The sequence below is a fragment of the Luteibacter sp. PvP120 genome (assembly GCF_054055715.1).
This window is the reverse complement of record NZ_JBSRXP010000009.1, coordinates 128,024-142,332: the sequence shown is the minus strand read 5'-3', so window position 1 is coordinate 142,332 and position 14,309 is coordinate 128,024. Positions and strand designations below refer to the sequence as shown.

At 66.4% G+C, this 14,309-nt stretch carries 15 protein-coding genes; 5 read left to right on the top strand and 10 right to left on the bottom strand.

Going from position 1 to position 14,309, the window contains the following annotated elements; genetic code table 11:
• Positions 1–131: 131 nt before the first annotated feature.
• Genes ACVKN3_RS16955 through ACVKN3_RS16930 form a run of 6 tightly spaced genes read right to left on the bottom strand, consistent with a single transcriptional unit; the run spans position 132 to position 5,866 of the window.
• Positions 132–1,379 (bottom strand): aminotransferase class V-fold PLP-dependent enzyme, encoded by a 1,248-nt coding sequence (locus tag ACVKN3_RS16955; RefSeq protein WP_354516193.1) that lies wholly within the window; start codon positions 1,377–1,379, stop codon positions 132–134.
• A gap of 18 nt (positions 1,380–1,397) precedes the next feature.
• Positions 1,398–2,723, bottom strand: a complete 1,326-nt coding sequence (gene sufD / locus ACVKN3_RS16950; protein ID WP_354516195.1) for a Fe-S cluster assembly protein SufD — start codon at positions 2,721–2,723, stop codon at positions 1,398–1,400.
• Positions 2,720–3,505, bottom strand: a complete 786-nt coding sequence (gene sufC, locus ACVKN3_RS16945; protein WP_285406503.1) for a Fe-S cluster assembly ATPase SufC — start codon at positions 3,503–3,505, stop codon at positions 2,720–2,722. The genes sufD and sufC overlap by 4 nt, the downstream gene beginning before the upstream one ends.
• 20 nt (positions 3,506–3,525) lie before the next feature.
• Positions 3,526–3,936: an ACT domain-containing protein gene (locus tag ACVKN3_RS16940; protein WP_036137276.1), complete on the bottom strand. Its 411-nt coding sequence runs from the start codon at positions 3,934–3,936 to the stop codon at positions 3,526–3,528.
• Positions 3,937–3,938: 2 nt separating this feature from the next.
• The gene (sufB, locus tag ACVKN3_RS16935) at positions 3,939–5,399 is read right to left on the bottom strand and encodes a Fe-S cluster assembly protein SufB (RefSeq protein WP_036137278.1); all 1,461 of its coding nucleotides are present in this window, start codon (positions 5,397–5,399) and stop codon (positions 3,939–3,941) included.
• Between the two features lie 14 nt (positions 5,400–5,413).
• Complete coding sequence (locus tag ACVKN3_RS16930) at positions 5,414–5,866, bottom strand: SUF system Fe-S cluster assembly regulator (RefSeq protein ID WP_354516197.1); 453 nt, start codon at positions 5,864–5,866, stop codon at positions 5,414–5,416.
• A gap of 320 nt (positions 5,867–6,186) precedes the next feature.
• Between ACVKN3_RS16930 and ACVKN3_RS16925 the strand changes: the two genes are divergently transcribed.
• Together ACVKN3_RS16925 and ACVKN3_RS16920 are read left to right on the top strand one after the other, a co-directional pair.
• On the top strand, positions 6,187–6,525 hold the full coding sequence (locus ACVKN3_RS16925) for a P-II family nitrogen regulator (RefSeq protein ID WP_036137283.1): 339 nt from the start codon (positions 6,187–6,189) through the stop codon (positions 6,523–6,525).
• Complete coding sequence (locus ACVKN3_RS16920) at positions 6,515–7,849, top strand: ammonium transporter (protein WP_354516199.1); 1,335 nt, start codon at positions 6,515–6,517, stop codon at positions 7,847–7,849. The genes ACVKN3_RS16925 and ACVKN3_RS16920 overlap by 11 nt, the downstream gene beginning before the upstream one ends.
• Before the next feature lie 80 nt (positions 7,850–7,929).
• Here the strand turns inward: ACVKN3_RS16920 and ACVKN3_RS16915 are convergent, their stop codons facing one another.
• Positions 7,930–8,154 carry a hypothetical protein gene (locus ACVKN3_RS16915; RefSeq protein WP_285406461.1) on the bottom strand — a complete coding sequence of 75 codons (225 nt, stop codon included), beginning with the start codon at positions 8,152–8,154 and terminating at the stop codon, positions 7,930–7,932.
• Between the two features lie 194 nt (positions 8,155–8,348).
• Here ACVKN3_RS16915 and ACVKN3_RS16910 point away from each other — a divergent pair, with 194 nt between their 5' ends.
• Complete coding sequence (locus tag ACVKN3_RS16910) at positions 8,349–9,767, top strand: nicotinate phosphoribosyltransferase (protein WP_354516201.1); 1,419 nt, start codon at positions 8,349–8,351, stop codon at positions 9,765–9,767.
• 71 nt (positions 9,768–9,838) lie between these two features.
• Here ACVKN3_RS16910 and ACVKN3_RS16905 read toward each other — a convergent pair whose 3' ends face one another.
• Positions 9,839–11,116: a nucleotide sugar dehydrogenase gene (locus ACVKN3_RS16905; protein ID WP_354516203.1), complete on the bottom strand. Its 1,278-nt coding sequence runs from the start codon at positions 11,114–11,116 to the stop codon at positions 9,839–9,841.
• A gap of 140 nt (positions 11,117–11,256) precedes the next feature.
• On the opposite strand from ACVKN3_RS16905, the gene ACVKN3_RS16900 reads away from it, so the two are divergent.
• Entirely contained in the window at positions 11,257–12,270 is a 1,014-nt protein-coding gene (locus tag ACVKN3_RS16900) for an aminoglycoside phosphotransferase family protein (RefSeq protein ID WP_354516205.1), read from the top strand.
• Complete coding sequence (murU, locus tag ACVKN3_RS16895; RefSeq protein ID WP_285406449.1) at positions 12,267–12,941, top strand: N-acetylmuramate alpha-1-phosphate uridylyltransferase MurU; 675 nt, start codon at positions 12,267–12,269, stop codon at positions 12,939–12,941. Before ACVKN3_RS16900 ends, murU begins: the two co-directional genes overlap by 4 nt.
• A 13-nt stretch (positions 12,942–12,954) precedes the next feature.
• Here murU and ACVKN3_RS16890 read toward each other — a convergent pair whose 3' ends face one another.
• Together ACVKN3_RS16890 and motB are read right to left on the bottom strand one after the other, a co-directional pair.
• On the bottom strand, positions 12,955–13,182 hold the full coding sequence (locus ACVKN3_RS16890; RefSeq protein ID WP_036137300.1) for a hypothetical protein: 228 nt from the start codon (positions 13,180–13,182) through the stop codon (positions 12,955–12,957).
• 88 nt (positions 13,183–13,270) lie between these two features.
• On the bottom strand, positions 13,271–14,308 hold the full coding sequence (gene motB, locus ACVKN3_RS16885; protein WP_354516208.1) for a flagellar motor protein MotB: 1,038 nt from the start codon (positions 14,306–14,308) through the stop codon (positions 13,271–13,273).
• Between the last annotated feature and the right edge of the window lies 1 nt (position 14,309).

Sequence of the window (14,309 nt, the reverse complement as noted above, 5' to 3'; positions counted from 1 at the left end):
AGAGGTGCTGGGTGGTTACGCTCTGAGCGAGTTCGGCCGCTTGCGGCCGCTGCCCGAGCGCAGAGTGTGACCACCCAGCGCCTCCTCGCCGCGCCGTACAAGCGACGGCGGGTCGTACAAGCGACGGCGGGTCAGAGCAGCAGCTTGCGCACCCGACCGATCGCCTCGATGAACGCATCCACCTCGGCTTTCGTGTTGTAGAACGCGAACGACGCCCGCAGCGTGGCCGGGACGCCGAAGAACTGCATCAGCGGGTGGGCGCAATGGTGGCCCGAGCGTACCGCCACGCCCTGCAGGTCGAGCAACGTCGCCATGTCGTTGGCATGCGCGCCTTCGATCAGGAACGAAACGACCGGCTCCTTGTCCTTGGCGCGGCCGAAGATGCGCATACCTGGCACGCTTTCCAGCGCTTGCGTGGCATAGGCCAACAGGTCCTGCTCGTAAGCCCTCACGCGATCGAAGCCGAGGCCCTGGATGTAATCGATGGCGGCGCTGACACCGGCAAAACCGGCGATGTTCGGGGTGCCGGCTTCGAAACGGTGCGGCGGATCGGCGAACACGGTGCCGTCGAAACGTACTTCGCGGATCATCTCGCCACCACCGAACAACGGCGGCATCGCCATGAGGTGCTCCCGCTTCGCCCACAATGCGCCGGTGCCGGTCGGGGCGAGCATCTTGTGCCCGGTCACTGCGTAGAAATCGCAGCCCAGCGCCTGGACATCGATCGGCCGATGCGGCGCCGCCTGCGAACCGTCGACCAGCAACGGGATGCCGCGCTTGCGGCACTCGCGGGCAATCTCACGGATCGGGTTGACCGTACCCAGCACGTTGGAGACATGGGTGACGCAGGCCAGCTTCACCTCGGGGGTGAGCATACGCACGAACGCCTCGAGGATCAGCTCGCCGTCGGCATCGATCGGCGCCGCCTTGACGGTGGCACCGGTGCGCTCGGCCACCAGCTGCCAGGGCACGATATTGGCGTGGTGTTCCATCACCGTGGTGAGGATCGCATCGCCGGGCCGCAGACGCGGCATGGCGTAGCTGTAGGCGACCAGGTTGATCGCCTGCGTGGTGCCGGAGGTGAGGATCACCTCGTCGCGCGAGGGCGCGTTGATGAAGCGGGCCAGCGCGTCGCGCGCGCCTTCGTACGCCGCTGTGGCTTCTTCGCCCAGCGCATGCACGGCGCGTGAGACGTTGGCGTTGCGCTCCCGGTAGTGGCGATCTACCGCTTCGATCACCGACAGCGGCTTCTGCCCGGTGTTGGCGTTGTCGAAATAGATCAGCGGCTTGCCGTGCACGGTGCGCGACAGCAGCGGAAAGTCGGCGCGGATGCGCTCGACGTCCAGCGGGAGGACGACGGATTCGGGCTTGGCGTTCATGGCTGGCTCCGTACTTCGTTAGTCGGCGGACGGCCCGGTCGGCAGGTGCGCGACCAGCAGGTCGCCCAGGTGCTCGCGCAAGGTCTCGTTCGGCAGCGATTCCAGCGCCGCGCGGCAGAACGCCAGGGTCAGCAAGCTGCGCGCCTGGGCGAGCGGAATGCCGCGTGAGCGCAGGTAGAACAGCGAGCGTTCGTCCAGTTGGCCGATGGTGGCGCCGTGCGCGGCCTTGACCTCGTCGGCGTAGATCTCGAGCTCGGGCTTGGTGTCGATTTCCGCGGAGGCGGAGAGCAGGAGGTTCTTGTTGCTGAGCGACGCATCGCTGCCGTCGGCACCCTCGGCGACCACGATCGCCCCACGGAACACGCCGCGCGAGCGACCGTTGGCGATGCCGCGCCAGAGCGCGTCGGACGTGGTGTCCCGCGCCTCGTGACGCACTTCCAGCTGGGTATCCGTATGCTGCCGGCCGTCCAGCGCGAACACGCCACGCGATTCGAACCGCGCGCGATCGCCGACCAGTTCGGCCGTCAGTTCGTGGCGAACCAGCGCGCCGCCGACTTCCAGCGCATGCACGGTGGCCGAGGCGTTCGCCTCCAGCCGGACATGGCCACGGCGGAACAACGTGGTGGAGGCCGACGCGTGCTGCAGCAGCACCAGGCCAAGGTGACCGCCTGCGTGCACGACGTGATCGGCGACCACCGTGCCCAGCTGCACGCCGTCACCGACCGACACGTAATGCTCGACCAGATCGACCTGGGCGCCCTCGCCCACCTCGACCCGCATGCGGACATGCCAGGCCGTATCGGGCTGCGCGCCGCTGGACACGTGCACGACGTGCACGGGCGACGCCACCCGGGTACCCGCCGCGACGCGAAGCACCACCCCGTCGGTCGCCAGCGCCGCGTTCAATTGAACGAGTGCGTCGTCGGCATCGTGGCGGAGGCGCCCCGCCAGCGCGAAACGAAGCGGCTCGGCTTCGGTCGCCAGCGCCGCGCCCAGGGGCATCAGCGAGACGCCCTCGAGCGCACTCGTGGCGGACAGGTCGTCGCGATAAACGCCGTCGACGAAGACGAGACGAGGCCCGTCTACGCCCGGCAACGCGAACAAGGCCGGGTCGAGCGCGACGTTCGTCGCGGTGTCGGCGTCGGACAGGCCAAAGGCACGCTGTGACAGCGCGCGCAGTGATGTGTACTTCCACGACTCGCTGCGTGCGCCGGGAAGGCCGTGCGCGGCGAACCGCTGCAGGTGGTCGCGGCGTGCGGCATCCAGCCAGGCGATACCCGTGGCGGGCACAACGGCCGCGGCATCCAGTGCCGCCCGCACGAACGGGGACGGCGCACTGGTCATGCCGGCGCCCCGGCGAGATCGACCTTGCGCAACTCCGGATGCGTCTCGGCAAGCCACGCATAACCCTGTTCTTCCAGCTTCAGCGCCAGGTTCTTGTCGCCACTCTCCACGATGCGGCCACCGGCCAGCACATGGACGAAATCCGGCTCGATATAGTCGAGCAGACGCTGATAGTGCGTCACGACCACGAACGAGCGATCCGGCGAACGCAGCGCGTTGACGCCACCGGCCACCTGCTTCAGTGCGTCGATGTCCAGGCCCGAGTCGGTCTCGTCCAGGATGGCCAGCTTCGGTTCGAGCACGGCCATCTGGAAGATCTCGTTGCGCTTCTTCTCGCCGCCGGAGAAGCCTTCGTTGACCGCGCGATGCAGCAGCTCGTCGGAGATCTGCATCACCTTCAGCTTCTCGCGGACCAGCTTGAGGAAGCGCATGGAATCCAGCTCGTCCTCGCCGCGGAAACGGCGTTGCGCGTTGAGGGCCGCGCGCAGGAAGTAGGTGTTGTTCACACCGGGAATCTCGACCGGGTACTGGAACGCCAGGAACACGCCGGTGGCAGCGCGCTCCTCGGGCTCCAGCGCCAGCAGGTCGACGCCGTTGAACAGCACGGAGCCGGCGGTGACCTCGTAGCCCTCGCGCCCCGCCAGCACGTTGCCGAGCGTGGACTTGCCGGCACCGTTAGGGCCCATGATGGCGTGCACTTCGCCGGGTTTCACCTCGAGCGAAAGGCCTTTGAGGATCTCCTTGCCTTCGACACGGGCATGGAGGTTGTCGATCGTGAGCATGTGCATGACGTGGCTGTCCATCAGGGCGTGAGGTGCGAGAGCGCATCGAGGGCGTCGTCGCGGCGTTCCCAGGGCACGAACAGGTGATCGTGCAGGAACGCGGATACGGGATTGCAGGGAATGCCGCGCTTCGCGAGCGCAGCGGAAACGGCGGCCATCATGCCTACCGCAGTGAGGCTGGATTGCACGCGCAGGGTGATGCGCGCCCAGAGCATGCGCTCGCCGGCGGCGTCCGCGCTGGGATCCACATCGACAATCAGCGTGGTGCCTTCCGCCTCACGGAACATCATCAGCGCATCGGCCATGCGCTCGCGCGCCTTCTCGTGGGAGACGTGCAGGAAACGCTTCGGCACGGGGTCCATGGCCGGCTCCAGCGCCGCGAGAAGCGCGCGCAGGTCGGTCAGGCCCGGGGCGGAACCGGCGATACCCATCGTCAGCCCACCGCGCCTTCGAGGGAGACCTCGAGCAGCTTTTTGGCCTCGACCGCGAACTCCATCGGCAGCTCGCGGAACACCTGCTTGCAGAAACCGTCGACGATCATCGACACGGCGTCTTCCTCGCCGATGCCGCGAGAGAGGCAGTAGAACAGCTGGTCGTCCGAAATCTTGGACGTGGTGGCCTCGTGCTCGACGATGGCCGAGGGGTTCTTCACTTCCATATACGGGAAGGTGTGCGCGCCGCACTTCTTGCCGATCAGCAGCGAGTCGCACTGCGTGTAGTTGCGCGCGCCCTCGGCACCCTTCTCGATCTTCACCAGGCCGCGGTAGCTGTTGGAACTGCGGCCGGCACTGATGCCCTTGGCGACGATCTTCGACTTGGTGCCCTTGCCGATGTGGATCATCTTGGTGCCCGTATCGGCCTGCTGGCGATGGTGCGTCAGCGCCACCGAGTAGAACTCGCCGACGGAGCGATCGCCACGCAGCACGCAGCTGGGATACTTCCAGGTGATCGCCGAACCGGTCTCGACCTGGGTCCAGGAGATCTTGGAATCCGCACCGCGACAATCGCCGCGCTTGGTCACGAAGTTGTAGATGCCGCCCACGCCGTTCTCGTCGCCGGGGTACCAGTTCTGCACGGTGGAATACTTGATCTGCGCGCGCTCGAGCGCCACCAGTTCCACCACGGCCGCGTGCAGCTGGTTCTCGTCGCGCATGGGCGCGGTGCAGCCTTCGAGGTAGGACACATAGGCGTCGTCCTCGACGACGATCAGTGTGCGCTCGAACTGCCCGGTGTTGATCGCGTTGATTCGGAAGTAGGTCGACAGTTCCATCGGGCAGCGCACGCCCCGCGGAATGAACACGAAGCTGCCGTCCGAAAACACGGCGGAATTGAGTGCCGCGAAGTAGTTGTCGCCCGTGGGCACCACGCTGCCCAGGTACTGGCGAACCAGGTCGCCGTGCTCGCGGATGGCTTCGGACATGGAGCAGAAGATGACGCCTGCCTCGGCCAGTTCCTTGCGGAACGTCGTGCCGACGGACACCGAGTCGAACACCGCGTCCACCGCCACACCGGCCAGCCGGGCGCGCTCGTGCAGCGGTACGCCCAGTTTCTCGTAGGTTTCCAGCAGCTTCGGGTCCACCTCGTCGAGCGACTTCGGGCCGGCCTTGGGCGCCGAGTAGTAGCTGACCGACTGGTAGTCGATCGGTGCGATGTCCAGCTTGGCCCAGTCCGGCGCGGGCATGGTCAGCCAGTGGCGATAGGCTTCCAGGCGCCATTGGGTCATCCACTCCGGCTCGCCCTTGATGGCGGACAGCTGGCGGACGATGTCCTCGCTGAGGCCGGGCGGAAGGCTGTCCGATTCGATATCGGTGACGAAACCCGCCTCGTAGCGGCGGTTGAGCGCTTCCACCACTTCAGCGTTGTCGTGCACCGGCGCTGCCACGTCGCGTGTCATGTTCTCACTCTCATTCATGCGTTTGCCTGCGCGACCGTGGTCGCGTCCTTTGCCGACGCCGCGGGGCGATCGGCCAGCATCTGTGCGAGGGTCATGGCGCGAAGCACGCTGCCGATGGCCCCGGATACCGAGCGCCAGCTTTCGCTGACCCCGCATTGCGACTGGCGCTCGCACTGACCCTGCGCCACGCTGCATTCGGTCATGCCGATGGCGCCCTCGATGGCCTCGACGATGTCGGCCAGGCTGATGGCCTCGGCCGGACGCGCCAGCCGGTAGCCCCCATTGACGCCGCGGAACGACTCCACCAGGCTGGCATGGCCCAGCAGTTTCAGCACCTTCGACACCGTGGGCAATTCCAGGCGCGCTTCCTCGGCGATCTGGGCGGTGCTCAGAACGTCGGCGGGGTGGACGGCGATGCAGGTCATCACCACCGTCGCATAGTCGGTCAATCGGCTGACACGAAGCATGGGGAAAGGGACACAGTCAATACCGGACCAAAATGGTACTGTATTGAGCCTTCTTGTGCAATGCGAGAGGGTCGCCAGCCCCCAGCGACAGGTGCCGGCGGCGAGATACCGCAACGCCGGTCCCGTCCGCCTCCATCCGCGCCGACGCCTCACGAAAGCACCATATACGGGCTTTCATTGCACCTTATAGGTGCGATACACCATGAATCTCGTTTAGCGCCCCTCCGGACGCTTTGGGCGCCAACGCTTTCGCCCCTTGCGCCACATGGCATGCATCGTGCACCCAGCTTCCTCAGACAAACCACGGGAAGCCGCGACGCATGAAGTGGATCAACGCGATCATCAAGCCGTTCACGCTGGACGACGTACGCGAGGCGCTCGCCGAGGTCGGCGTCCAGGGCATGACCGTCACCGAGGTGAAAGGCTTCGGCCGCCAGCACGGGCATACGGAGCTCTACCGTGGCGCCGAGTACGTGGTGGACTTCCTGCCCAAGCTGAAGATCGAGATCGCCGTGACCGACGAGCAGCTCGAGCGGGCCGTCGAGGCGATCACCACCGCGGCCCGCACCGGCAAGATCGGCGACGGCAAGATCTTCGTCATCGACCTTGAGCAGGCCATCCGTATCCGCACGCAGGAGGTCGACGGCGATGCACTCTAAACCCACCCGCACGCTGGTCGCGACCCTGGCCGCCACCCTCGCCCCGGGACTCGCTTTCGCCCAGGCTACCGCCGCGCCCGCCCGACTGGATTCCGGCGATACGGCGTGGATGCTCACCGCCACGATGCTGGTGCTGTTGATGACCATACCGGGCCTGGCGCTGTTCTACGGCGGCATGGTGCGCGCCAAGAACCTCCTGTCCGTCCTCATGCAGTGCTTCGCCATCACGGCGGTGGTCACGGTGCTGTGGGTGGTCTATGGCTACTCCGTCGCCTTCGACAACACGGGCATGGTGGCGGGCACCACCAACCTGCACTCGTTCGTCGGCGGGCTGGGCCGCGCCATGCTGGCGGGACTCAAGCCGGACAGTCTCTACCTCACGATCCCGGAAGGCGTGTTCGTGATGTTCCAGATGACCTTCGCGATCATCACACCTGCGCTCATCATCGGCGCCATCGCGGAGCGCATGAAGTTCTCCGCGCTGCTCGTGTTCACCGGGCTCTGGTTCACCTTTGTCTACCTGCCTGTCGCACACATGGTCTGGGGCGGACCGGGCTCGTTCCTCGGCGACCTGGGCGTGCTCGACTTCGCCGGCGGCACGGTGGTCCACATCAACGCGGGTATCGCCGGCCTGGTCGGCTGCCTGGTGATCGGCAAACGTCGCGGTTACCCCACGACACCCATGCCGCCGCACAACCTCGGCTATACGCTGGTGGGCGCGAGCATGCTGTGGCTGGGCTGGTTCGGATTCAACGCCGGCTCGGCCGTCGCGGCCAACGGCAGCGCCGGCATGGCCATGCTGGTCACGCAGATCGCCACCGCGGCGGCGGCCATCGGCTGGACGGCGATCGAGTGGCTGACCCATCGCCGGCCGAGCGTCCTCGGCATCGCCTCCGGCGCCGTGGCCGGCCTGGTCGCGATCACGCCGGCCGCCGGCACATGCGGCCCGGGCGGCGCATTGGTACTCGGCCTGGTGGCAGGCGTGGTCTGCTTCTTCTGCGCGACGAAGCTGAAGCGTCGCTTCGGTTACGACGACTCACTGGACGTCTTCGGCGTGCACGCGGTAGCCGGCATCATCGGCGCCCTGCTGACCGGCCCGCTGGCATCTCCCACGCTCGGTGGCTTCGGCACCGTCACCGATCTGCTCGGCCAGTTGTGGATCCAGGGCAAGGGCGTCGGCTTCACGGTCGTCTACAGCGCCGTACTGAGCTACGCCATCTTCAAGGGCATCGACGTGACGATGGGGCTGCGTGTCGACGAGGAACAGGAGCAGGTCGGCCTGGATATCGCGTTGCACGAGGAACGCGGCTACAACCTGTCCTGACCCGCTTGCTGCCATCCGATAAAGAAAACGGGGCCCCATGGGCCCCGTTTTCTTTACGACGCTGTGCCGCGCCTACGCGATCAGCGATTCACCCAATGGCACTGCTTCGTGGTGTGGTAGTGCCCGTGATGGTCACGAGCGCGCACCTGCTTGCACACCTGGTGACGATGATGGACAGGATGGTGCGGCGGGCGGTGATCCTGGGCGTTGGCGGCCAGTGGCGCCACGAGGGCGGCGCCAAGAACGAGCAGGCCGAGGACGCGCGAGCGCGAACGGACGGAGCGGTCGGCGGTGGGGGATGTCATGCTGATCTCTCCTGAGGGTGGCCTCAACTTCGCGGTTGCGCGGCGCATAGTCAATACGAAAAAAACGGCTCGCGCGGCCTCGATTCAGCAAGGTGCACCCGGGGCGAAGGAACGTAATTTCTTTCGCCCCCTTGGCCGAGCTTCTGCCACCGTGTCACGTTCCACCCCGTCCCGACGCGAATGGAGCTTCCGTCATGCACTACCTCGACAACCTGATCCTCAATACCGACAGCTACAAGGCCAGCCACTGGCTGCAGTACCCCCCAGGCACCGACGCGACCTTTTTCTACGTGGAGTCGCGCGGCGGCAGTTACGACCGCACGGTCTTCTTCGGCCTGCAGGCGATCCTCAAGGGGAACCTGGAAAAGCCGGTCACCCATGCCGACGTGGACGAAGCGCGCGACTTCTACGCCGCCCACGGCGAACCGTTCAACGAGACGGGCTGGCGTTACATCGTCGACGCACACGCCGGACGGCTGCCGCTGCGCGTGCGTGCCGTGGCCGAGGGCAGCGTGGTGCCGACCCATCAGGTTCTGGTCACGATCGAATCGACCGACCCGCAGGCGTTCTGGCTGCCGAGCTATATGGAAACGTTGCTGCTGAGGCTGTGGTACCCGGTGACGGTCGCCACGATCAGCTGGCAGGTCAAGCAGGTGATCCGCGGTTTCCTCGAGACGACCAGCGACGATGTGGACGCGCAGCTGCCGTTCAAGCTGCACGACTTCGGCGCCCGCGGCGTGTCCAGCAGCGAGTCCGCGGCTATCGGCGGCATGGCGCACCTGGTCAATTTCCGCGGGACCGACACCGTGCAGGGCGTACTGGCGGCGAAGCGTTTCTACGGCGAACCGATGGCCGGCTTTTCGATACCCGCCGCCGAGCACAGCACGATCACCAGCTGGGGGCGCGAGCACGAGGTCGATGCCTACCGCAACATGCTGGCCCGGTTCGCCCGGCCGGGCAGCCTGGTCGCCGTCGTCTCGGATAGCTACGACGTTTACCGCGCAATCCGCGAGCACTGGGGCACGACGCTGCGCGAGGACGTGATCCGCTCGGGCGCGACGCTGGTCATCCGCCCCGACTCGGGCGAGCCGGTCGAGGTGGTGCACCGCTGCCTCGACCTGCTCGACGAGGCCTTCGGCAGCACGCGCAACGGCAAAGGTTACAAGGTGCTCAACCACGTGCGGCTGATGCAGGGCGACGGGGTCAATCCGCAGAGTATCCAGGCGATCCTGTCCGACATCACCCAGGCCGGCTACGCCGCCGACAACATCGCCTTCGGCATGGGCGGCGCCTTGCTGCAGCGACTGGACCGCGACACGCAGAAGTTCGCGCTGAAGTGCTCGGCGGCACGCATCGACGGCCGCTGGGTGGACGTCTACAAGCAACCGGTGACCGATGCAGGCAAGACATCGCAGCGCGGTCGCCTTACGCTCATCCGCCATGGTGAATACGGCATCTACAAGACGGTCGCCGTGCCCGCGGAGGCGACGCGCATCGACGACATGGCGCTGGACGCCGGCTGGGCGCACGCCATGCGCACGGTGTGGGAAGACGGCCGGCTGGTCGACGAGCAGACCTTCGCCGAGATCCGCGCGCGCAGCGAACGGGCCTGAGCGACGACGATCAGTATCCTCAAGGAACGCGACACACGATACGCGGGCGCCGGCTGACCGGCGCCCGCTGTTCAGAGCCGCCCGTCGACACTGTCTTGCGGCAGTACCGACTTCACGTCGTAGACGACCGCGCCCGGCTTGCCGAAGGCGCGAATCTTCCCGGGACCGAAAGCACGGAATTCATCGTGCGCGACGGCGACGATGATCGCGTCGTAGACGCCGTCCTCGATCGCGCCGATGGTACGTACATCGTATTCGCGCAAGCATTCCTCGTCGTCCACCCAGGGATCGTAGACGTCGACGCGCGCCATCGACTGCTTCAGCTCGCGCACGATATCGATCACGCGCGTGTTGCGCAGGTCGGGGCAGTTCTCCTTGAAGGCGAAGCCCAGCACCAGCACGCGCGCGTCGACGATGTGCAGGCGGCGTTCGCTCATCAGCCGGATCACCCGGTCGGCCACGTACGTACCCATGCGGCTGTTGATGCGCCGGGCGGCCAGGATCAGCTCCGGGTGGTAGCCGGTCACTTCGGCCTTGTGCGTGAGGTAGTACGGATCCACGCCGATGCAATGACCGCCGACCAGGCCGGGACGGAACGGCAGGAAGTTCCACTTCGTGCCGGCGGCGTCGAGCACCTCGCCCGTGTCGATGCCCAGTCGGTTGAAGATCAGTGCCAGCTCGTTGACCAGCGCGATGTTGACGTCGCGCTGCACGTTCTCGATCACCTTGGCGGCCTCGGCGATGCGCACCGACGAGGTCTTGTGCGTGCCGGCACGGATGATGGTGCGGTAAAGCGCGTCGACGCGGTCGGCCGCCTCCGGCGTGGAGCCGGAAGTGAGCTTGCGGATGTCCACGACGCGGCGCGTGTGGTCGCCTGGATTGATCCGTTCCGGACTGTAGCCGCAATGGAAATCCACGTTGAACACGAGGCCGGAGCCGGCTTCGAGGAGCGGCACGCAGATCTCTTCGGTGGTGCCCGGATACACCGTGGACTCGAAGATCACCAGGTCGCCCTGCGACAACAGGCCACCCAGCATGCGACACGCCTTCTCCAGCGGCGCCAGGTCCGGTCGCTGCGCCTCGTCGATCGGCGTGGGCACGGTCACGATATAGACGTTACGGTCGGCCAGGTCGGCTACCTCGCCGGTGTAACGCAACTGCGCGGCGGCGGTCAGCGCATCGCCGGTCACTTCCCGCGTGTGATCGTGGCCCGCGCGCAATTCGGCGAGCCGGGTGGGGGCGATGTCGAAGCCGAGAGTGTCGAAATGGCGGCCGAACTCCACCGCCAGCGGCAGTCCGACGTAGCCGAGGCCGATGATGCCGATCCGCGGTTCAGGGATGAGAGCCATGGTGCGCCCGGGTTTCCAAAGAACCGAAGCGTACACGGCGGAGCGGCGGCTTAATACCACTTGCCGGACAACCCGTCGCGCCATGACACGCCCGCGCAAAGCCTCTAAGCTCGTTGCACGACCGCCTGCACAGATCCTCCATGACCGCTACCGACGACCGTTCCGTCGCCCGTCTCGCATGGGCGCGCCATGCCACCGGGCAAGCCACGCTCACCCTGGAGCCTGCATCCGCCGATGCCAGCTTCCGCAGCTACTGGCGCGGCCATGTCGATGGGCAGCCCGTGATCGTCATGGATTCCCCACCCGCCCTGGAAGACCCGGCGCCGTGGGTGGCCATCGGCCAACGCCTCGCCGCCGCGGGGCTGCACGTGCCGACGGTGATGGTGGCCGACCTGGCGCAGGGCTTCCTGCTGATCGAGGACCTGGGCACACGCACTTACCTGCCGGAGCTGTCCGACACCACGGTAGATGCCCTCTACGGCGACGCGCTGGATGCCCTGCTGCGCATGCAGTCGCGCGTGGATACCTCCGGCCTGCCCGCCTTCGATCACGCCTGGCAGACCATGGAAATGGAGATCATGCCGACCTGGCTGCTGGAACGGCACCTGGGCGTGACCCTGGACTGCGCCGACTGGGAGATCGTGGAGCAGGCGTTCACCGTGATCCTTCGTACGCTCGCCGAGCAGCCGCGTGCCTTCATGCACCGCGATTACCACAGCCGCAACCTGCTGGTCACGGTGGACCGTTCGCCGGGCATCATCGATTTCCAGGGCGCGATGTCCGGACCGATCACCTACGACCTGGCCTCGTTGCTGCGCGATGCGTACATCGTCTGGGACAACGAGCGGGTGGAGGGCTGGGTAGAGGCGTATCGCCTTCGGCTGCTGGATGCGCGCCTGCTCGATGAAACCGTGGATACCGATCGCTTCCGCCGCTGGTTCGACCTGGCCGGCCTGCAACGGCATATCAAGATCCTGGGGCTGTTCTGCCGCCTTTGCTACCGCGACGGCAAGCCGGGTTACCTGCACGACCTGCCCCGCGTATGGCGCTACGTGCTGGAGACGGCACGGCGCCATGCGGACATGGCACCCCTGGCCGACCTGATCGAGGCACGCATCGACGCCCGCGACCTGACACGGGCACGCGAGCCGTGAGGCACGCGCTGATCCTTGCCGCCGGCCGCGGCGAACGCATGCGCCCGCTGACCGACCGCACACCCAAGCCTCTGCTGGATGTCCACGGCAAGCCGCTGATCGTGCACCACCTGGAGAAGCTGGCCGCCGCCGACGTACGCTACGTCGTCATCAACACGTCGCACCTGGCGGATCGGTTCCCCGAAACGCTGGGCGACGGTTCACGCTGGGGCGTGCGTATCCGCTATTCCTACGAGGGGCCGACTCCGCTCGAAACCGGCGGCGGCATGCTCAAGGCGCTGCCGCTGCTGGGGCCGGAGCCGTTCATCGTGGTCAGTGCGGATATCTGGAGCGATATCGACTACGCCACCCTGCCCCGCGAACCGCAAGGACTGGCGCATCTGGTGATGGTGCCCAACCCCGGCTTCCATCCGGCGGGCGATTTCGCCCTGGCGGACGGGATGCTACACGACGACGGCCATGCACCGGCGGGCGCCGAACGCCTCACCTTCGGCAATGTGGGTGTGTACCGGCGCGAGCTGGTGGCCGGCGAAAGGCCGGGCGCTTTCAAGCTGCTACCGATGTACCAGCGGGCCATGGCGCAGGGGCGCCTTCACGGCGAGAAGTTCGAAGGCTTCTGGCGCAACGTGGGCACGCCCGCGCAACTGGATGAACTTCGCGCAGCGCGATAGACGCGGGCGTCGCTTACTGCACGGTCACCGTGCTCAGTTCACGCAGACGCTCGTGTCCCATGGCGAAGGCCTGGTTGAACGCGCTGGTGATGTCGTTGAAATCGTGCGTACCGGTATTGGCTTCGATCTCTTCGCCGACGTGATCCAGTATCCGGTAACTTGCGCGATACACCTGCTCGCCATCGACACCGCTGTGCTTTACCGCCTTGGCGACCACTCTGAACTTGTTCTGGTTTTCCATTGCCACTCCTCCCCCTGGTGCATGACCGATACTGACCGGGGAAGATGACCGTTGCAAGTGACTTCGGCGACGCCACGATGGCGCCGTGTCAACTGCGCGGGGAACCTTCCACGGCAACGTTCGTGGTGTTGCCGGCAACGGCGGCGGGCGCTTGCGAGGCAGGGACGATGCCCGCGTCGTGCGTCACATGCTGGGCCTCGGCCGTATGCAGCGCCGGTACCTGTGGCAGTGCCGCCGGTTCGGCGGTGGCAACATCCGACGACAACGCGGCCTTGGCGGCCTCATGGGTCATCACCACGATGCTGATGCGGCGATTGATCGGCGCGGAGGGATCGTTCTTGTCGAACGGCACGGACGCTGCCAGGCCCACCACGCGCGCCACCTTGTCCGGCTGCATGCCACCCTCGGTCAGCGTGCGGCGCGCGGCGTTGGCGCGATCCGCGGACAGCTCCCAATTGCCGTACGCACTGTCGGCGCGGATATAGGGCGCGTTGTCGGTGTGGCCGGAAATGCTGATCTGGTTCGGCACCTGGTTCACGAAGCCGGCCAGTTCGTGCAGGATCTGCACGGTGTAGGACTTGAGCGCGCCACTGCCCGTGTCGAACATCGGGCGGTTTTGCTTGTCGACGATCTGGATGCGCAGGCCTTCGGAAGTGATGTCCAGCAGCAACTGATCCTTGTAGGGCGCCATGGCCTGGCTCTTGGCGATGGCCTCCTGCAGGTCCTTCATCAGCTGCTCGAGCCGGCGCTTTTCCTGCGCCTTGGCCAGTTTGTCCTGTTCCGCCGCCGCCGTCGACGGCTTGGCGAAGGCCTGTTGATCGCCCGGACCCTTGGGCAGGTCCATCGCGCCGCCCAGCTTGATCATGCTGGTGCTGGCGCCACCCGGGCCCATCTTGCCCGACGGCGCCATGGTCGACTGGCCTGGGGTGAGGCTGGGGTTCTTGAAGTACTCGGAGACGGCGGCGCGCTGCTGCTTCGTGCCCGCGCCCACCAGCCACATCACGAGGAAGAAGGCCATCATCGCGGTCACGAAGTCCGCATACGCGACTTTCCACGCGCCGCCATGGTGGCCGTGGCCGGCCGCCTTTTTCTTGCGGACGATGATGACCTGCTTCAACTCGCTCATC

Excerpts from the sequence above, each read along its gene's own strand:
- ACVKN3_RS16955 (WP_354516193.1), bottom strand. The coding sequence starts at position 1,379 with ATGAACGCCAAGCCCGAATCCGTCGTCCTCCCGCTGGACGTCGAGCGC.
- sufD (WP_354516195.1), bottom strand. The coding sequence starts at position 2,723 with ATGACCAGTGCGCCGTCCCCGTTCGTGCGGGCGGCACTGGATGCCGCG.
- sufC (WP_285406503.1), bottom strand. The coding sequence starts at position 3,505 with ATGCTCACGATCGACAACCTCCATGCCCGTGTCGAAGGCAAGGAGATC.
- ACVKN3_RS16940 (WP_036137276.1), bottom strand. The coding sequence starts at position 3,936 with ATGGGTATCGCCGGTTCCGCCCCGGGCCTGACCGACCTGCGCGCGCTT.
- sufB (WP_036137278.1), bottom strand. The coding sequence starts at position 5,399 with ATGACACGCGACGTGGCAGCGCCGGTGCACGACAACGCTGAAGTGGTG.
- ACVKN3_RS16930 (WP_354516197.1), bottom strand. The coding sequence starts at position 5,866 with ATGCTTCGTGTCAGCCGATTGACCGACTATGCGACGGTGGTGATGACC.
- ACVKN3_RS16925 (WP_036137283.1), top strand. The coding sequence starts at position 6,187 with ATGAAGTGGATCAACGCGATCATCAAGCCGTTCACGCTGGACGACGTA.
- ACVKN3_RS16920 (WP_354516199.1), top strand. The coding sequence starts at position 6,515 with ATGCACTCTAAACCCACCCGCACGCTGGTCGCGACCCTGGCCGCCACC.
- ACVKN3_RS16915 (WP_285406461.1), bottom strand. The coding sequence starts at position 8,154 with ATGACATCCCCCACCGCCGACCGCTCCGTCCGTTCGCGCTCGCGCGTC.
- ACVKN3_RS16910 (WP_354516201.1), top strand. The coding sequence starts at position 8,349 with ATGCACTACCTCGACAACCTGATCCTCAATACCGACAGCTACAAGGCC.
- ACVKN3_RS16905 (WP_354516203.1), bottom strand. The coding sequence starts at position 11,116 with ATGGCTCTCATCCCTGAACCGCGGATCGGCATCATCGGCCTCGGCTAC.
- ACVKN3_RS16900 (WP_354516205.1), top strand. The coding sequence starts at position 11,257 with ATGACCGCTACCGACGACCGTTCCGTCGCCCGTCTCGCATGGGCGCGC.
- ACVKN3_RS16890 (WP_036137300.1), bottom strand. The coding sequence starts at position 13,182 with ATGGAAAACCAGAACAAGTTCAGAGTGGTCGCCAAGGCGGTAAAGCAC.
- motB (WP_354516208.1), bottom strand. The coding sequence starts at position 14,308 with ATGAGCGAGTTGAAGCAGGTCATCATCGTCCGCAAGAAAAAGGCGGCC.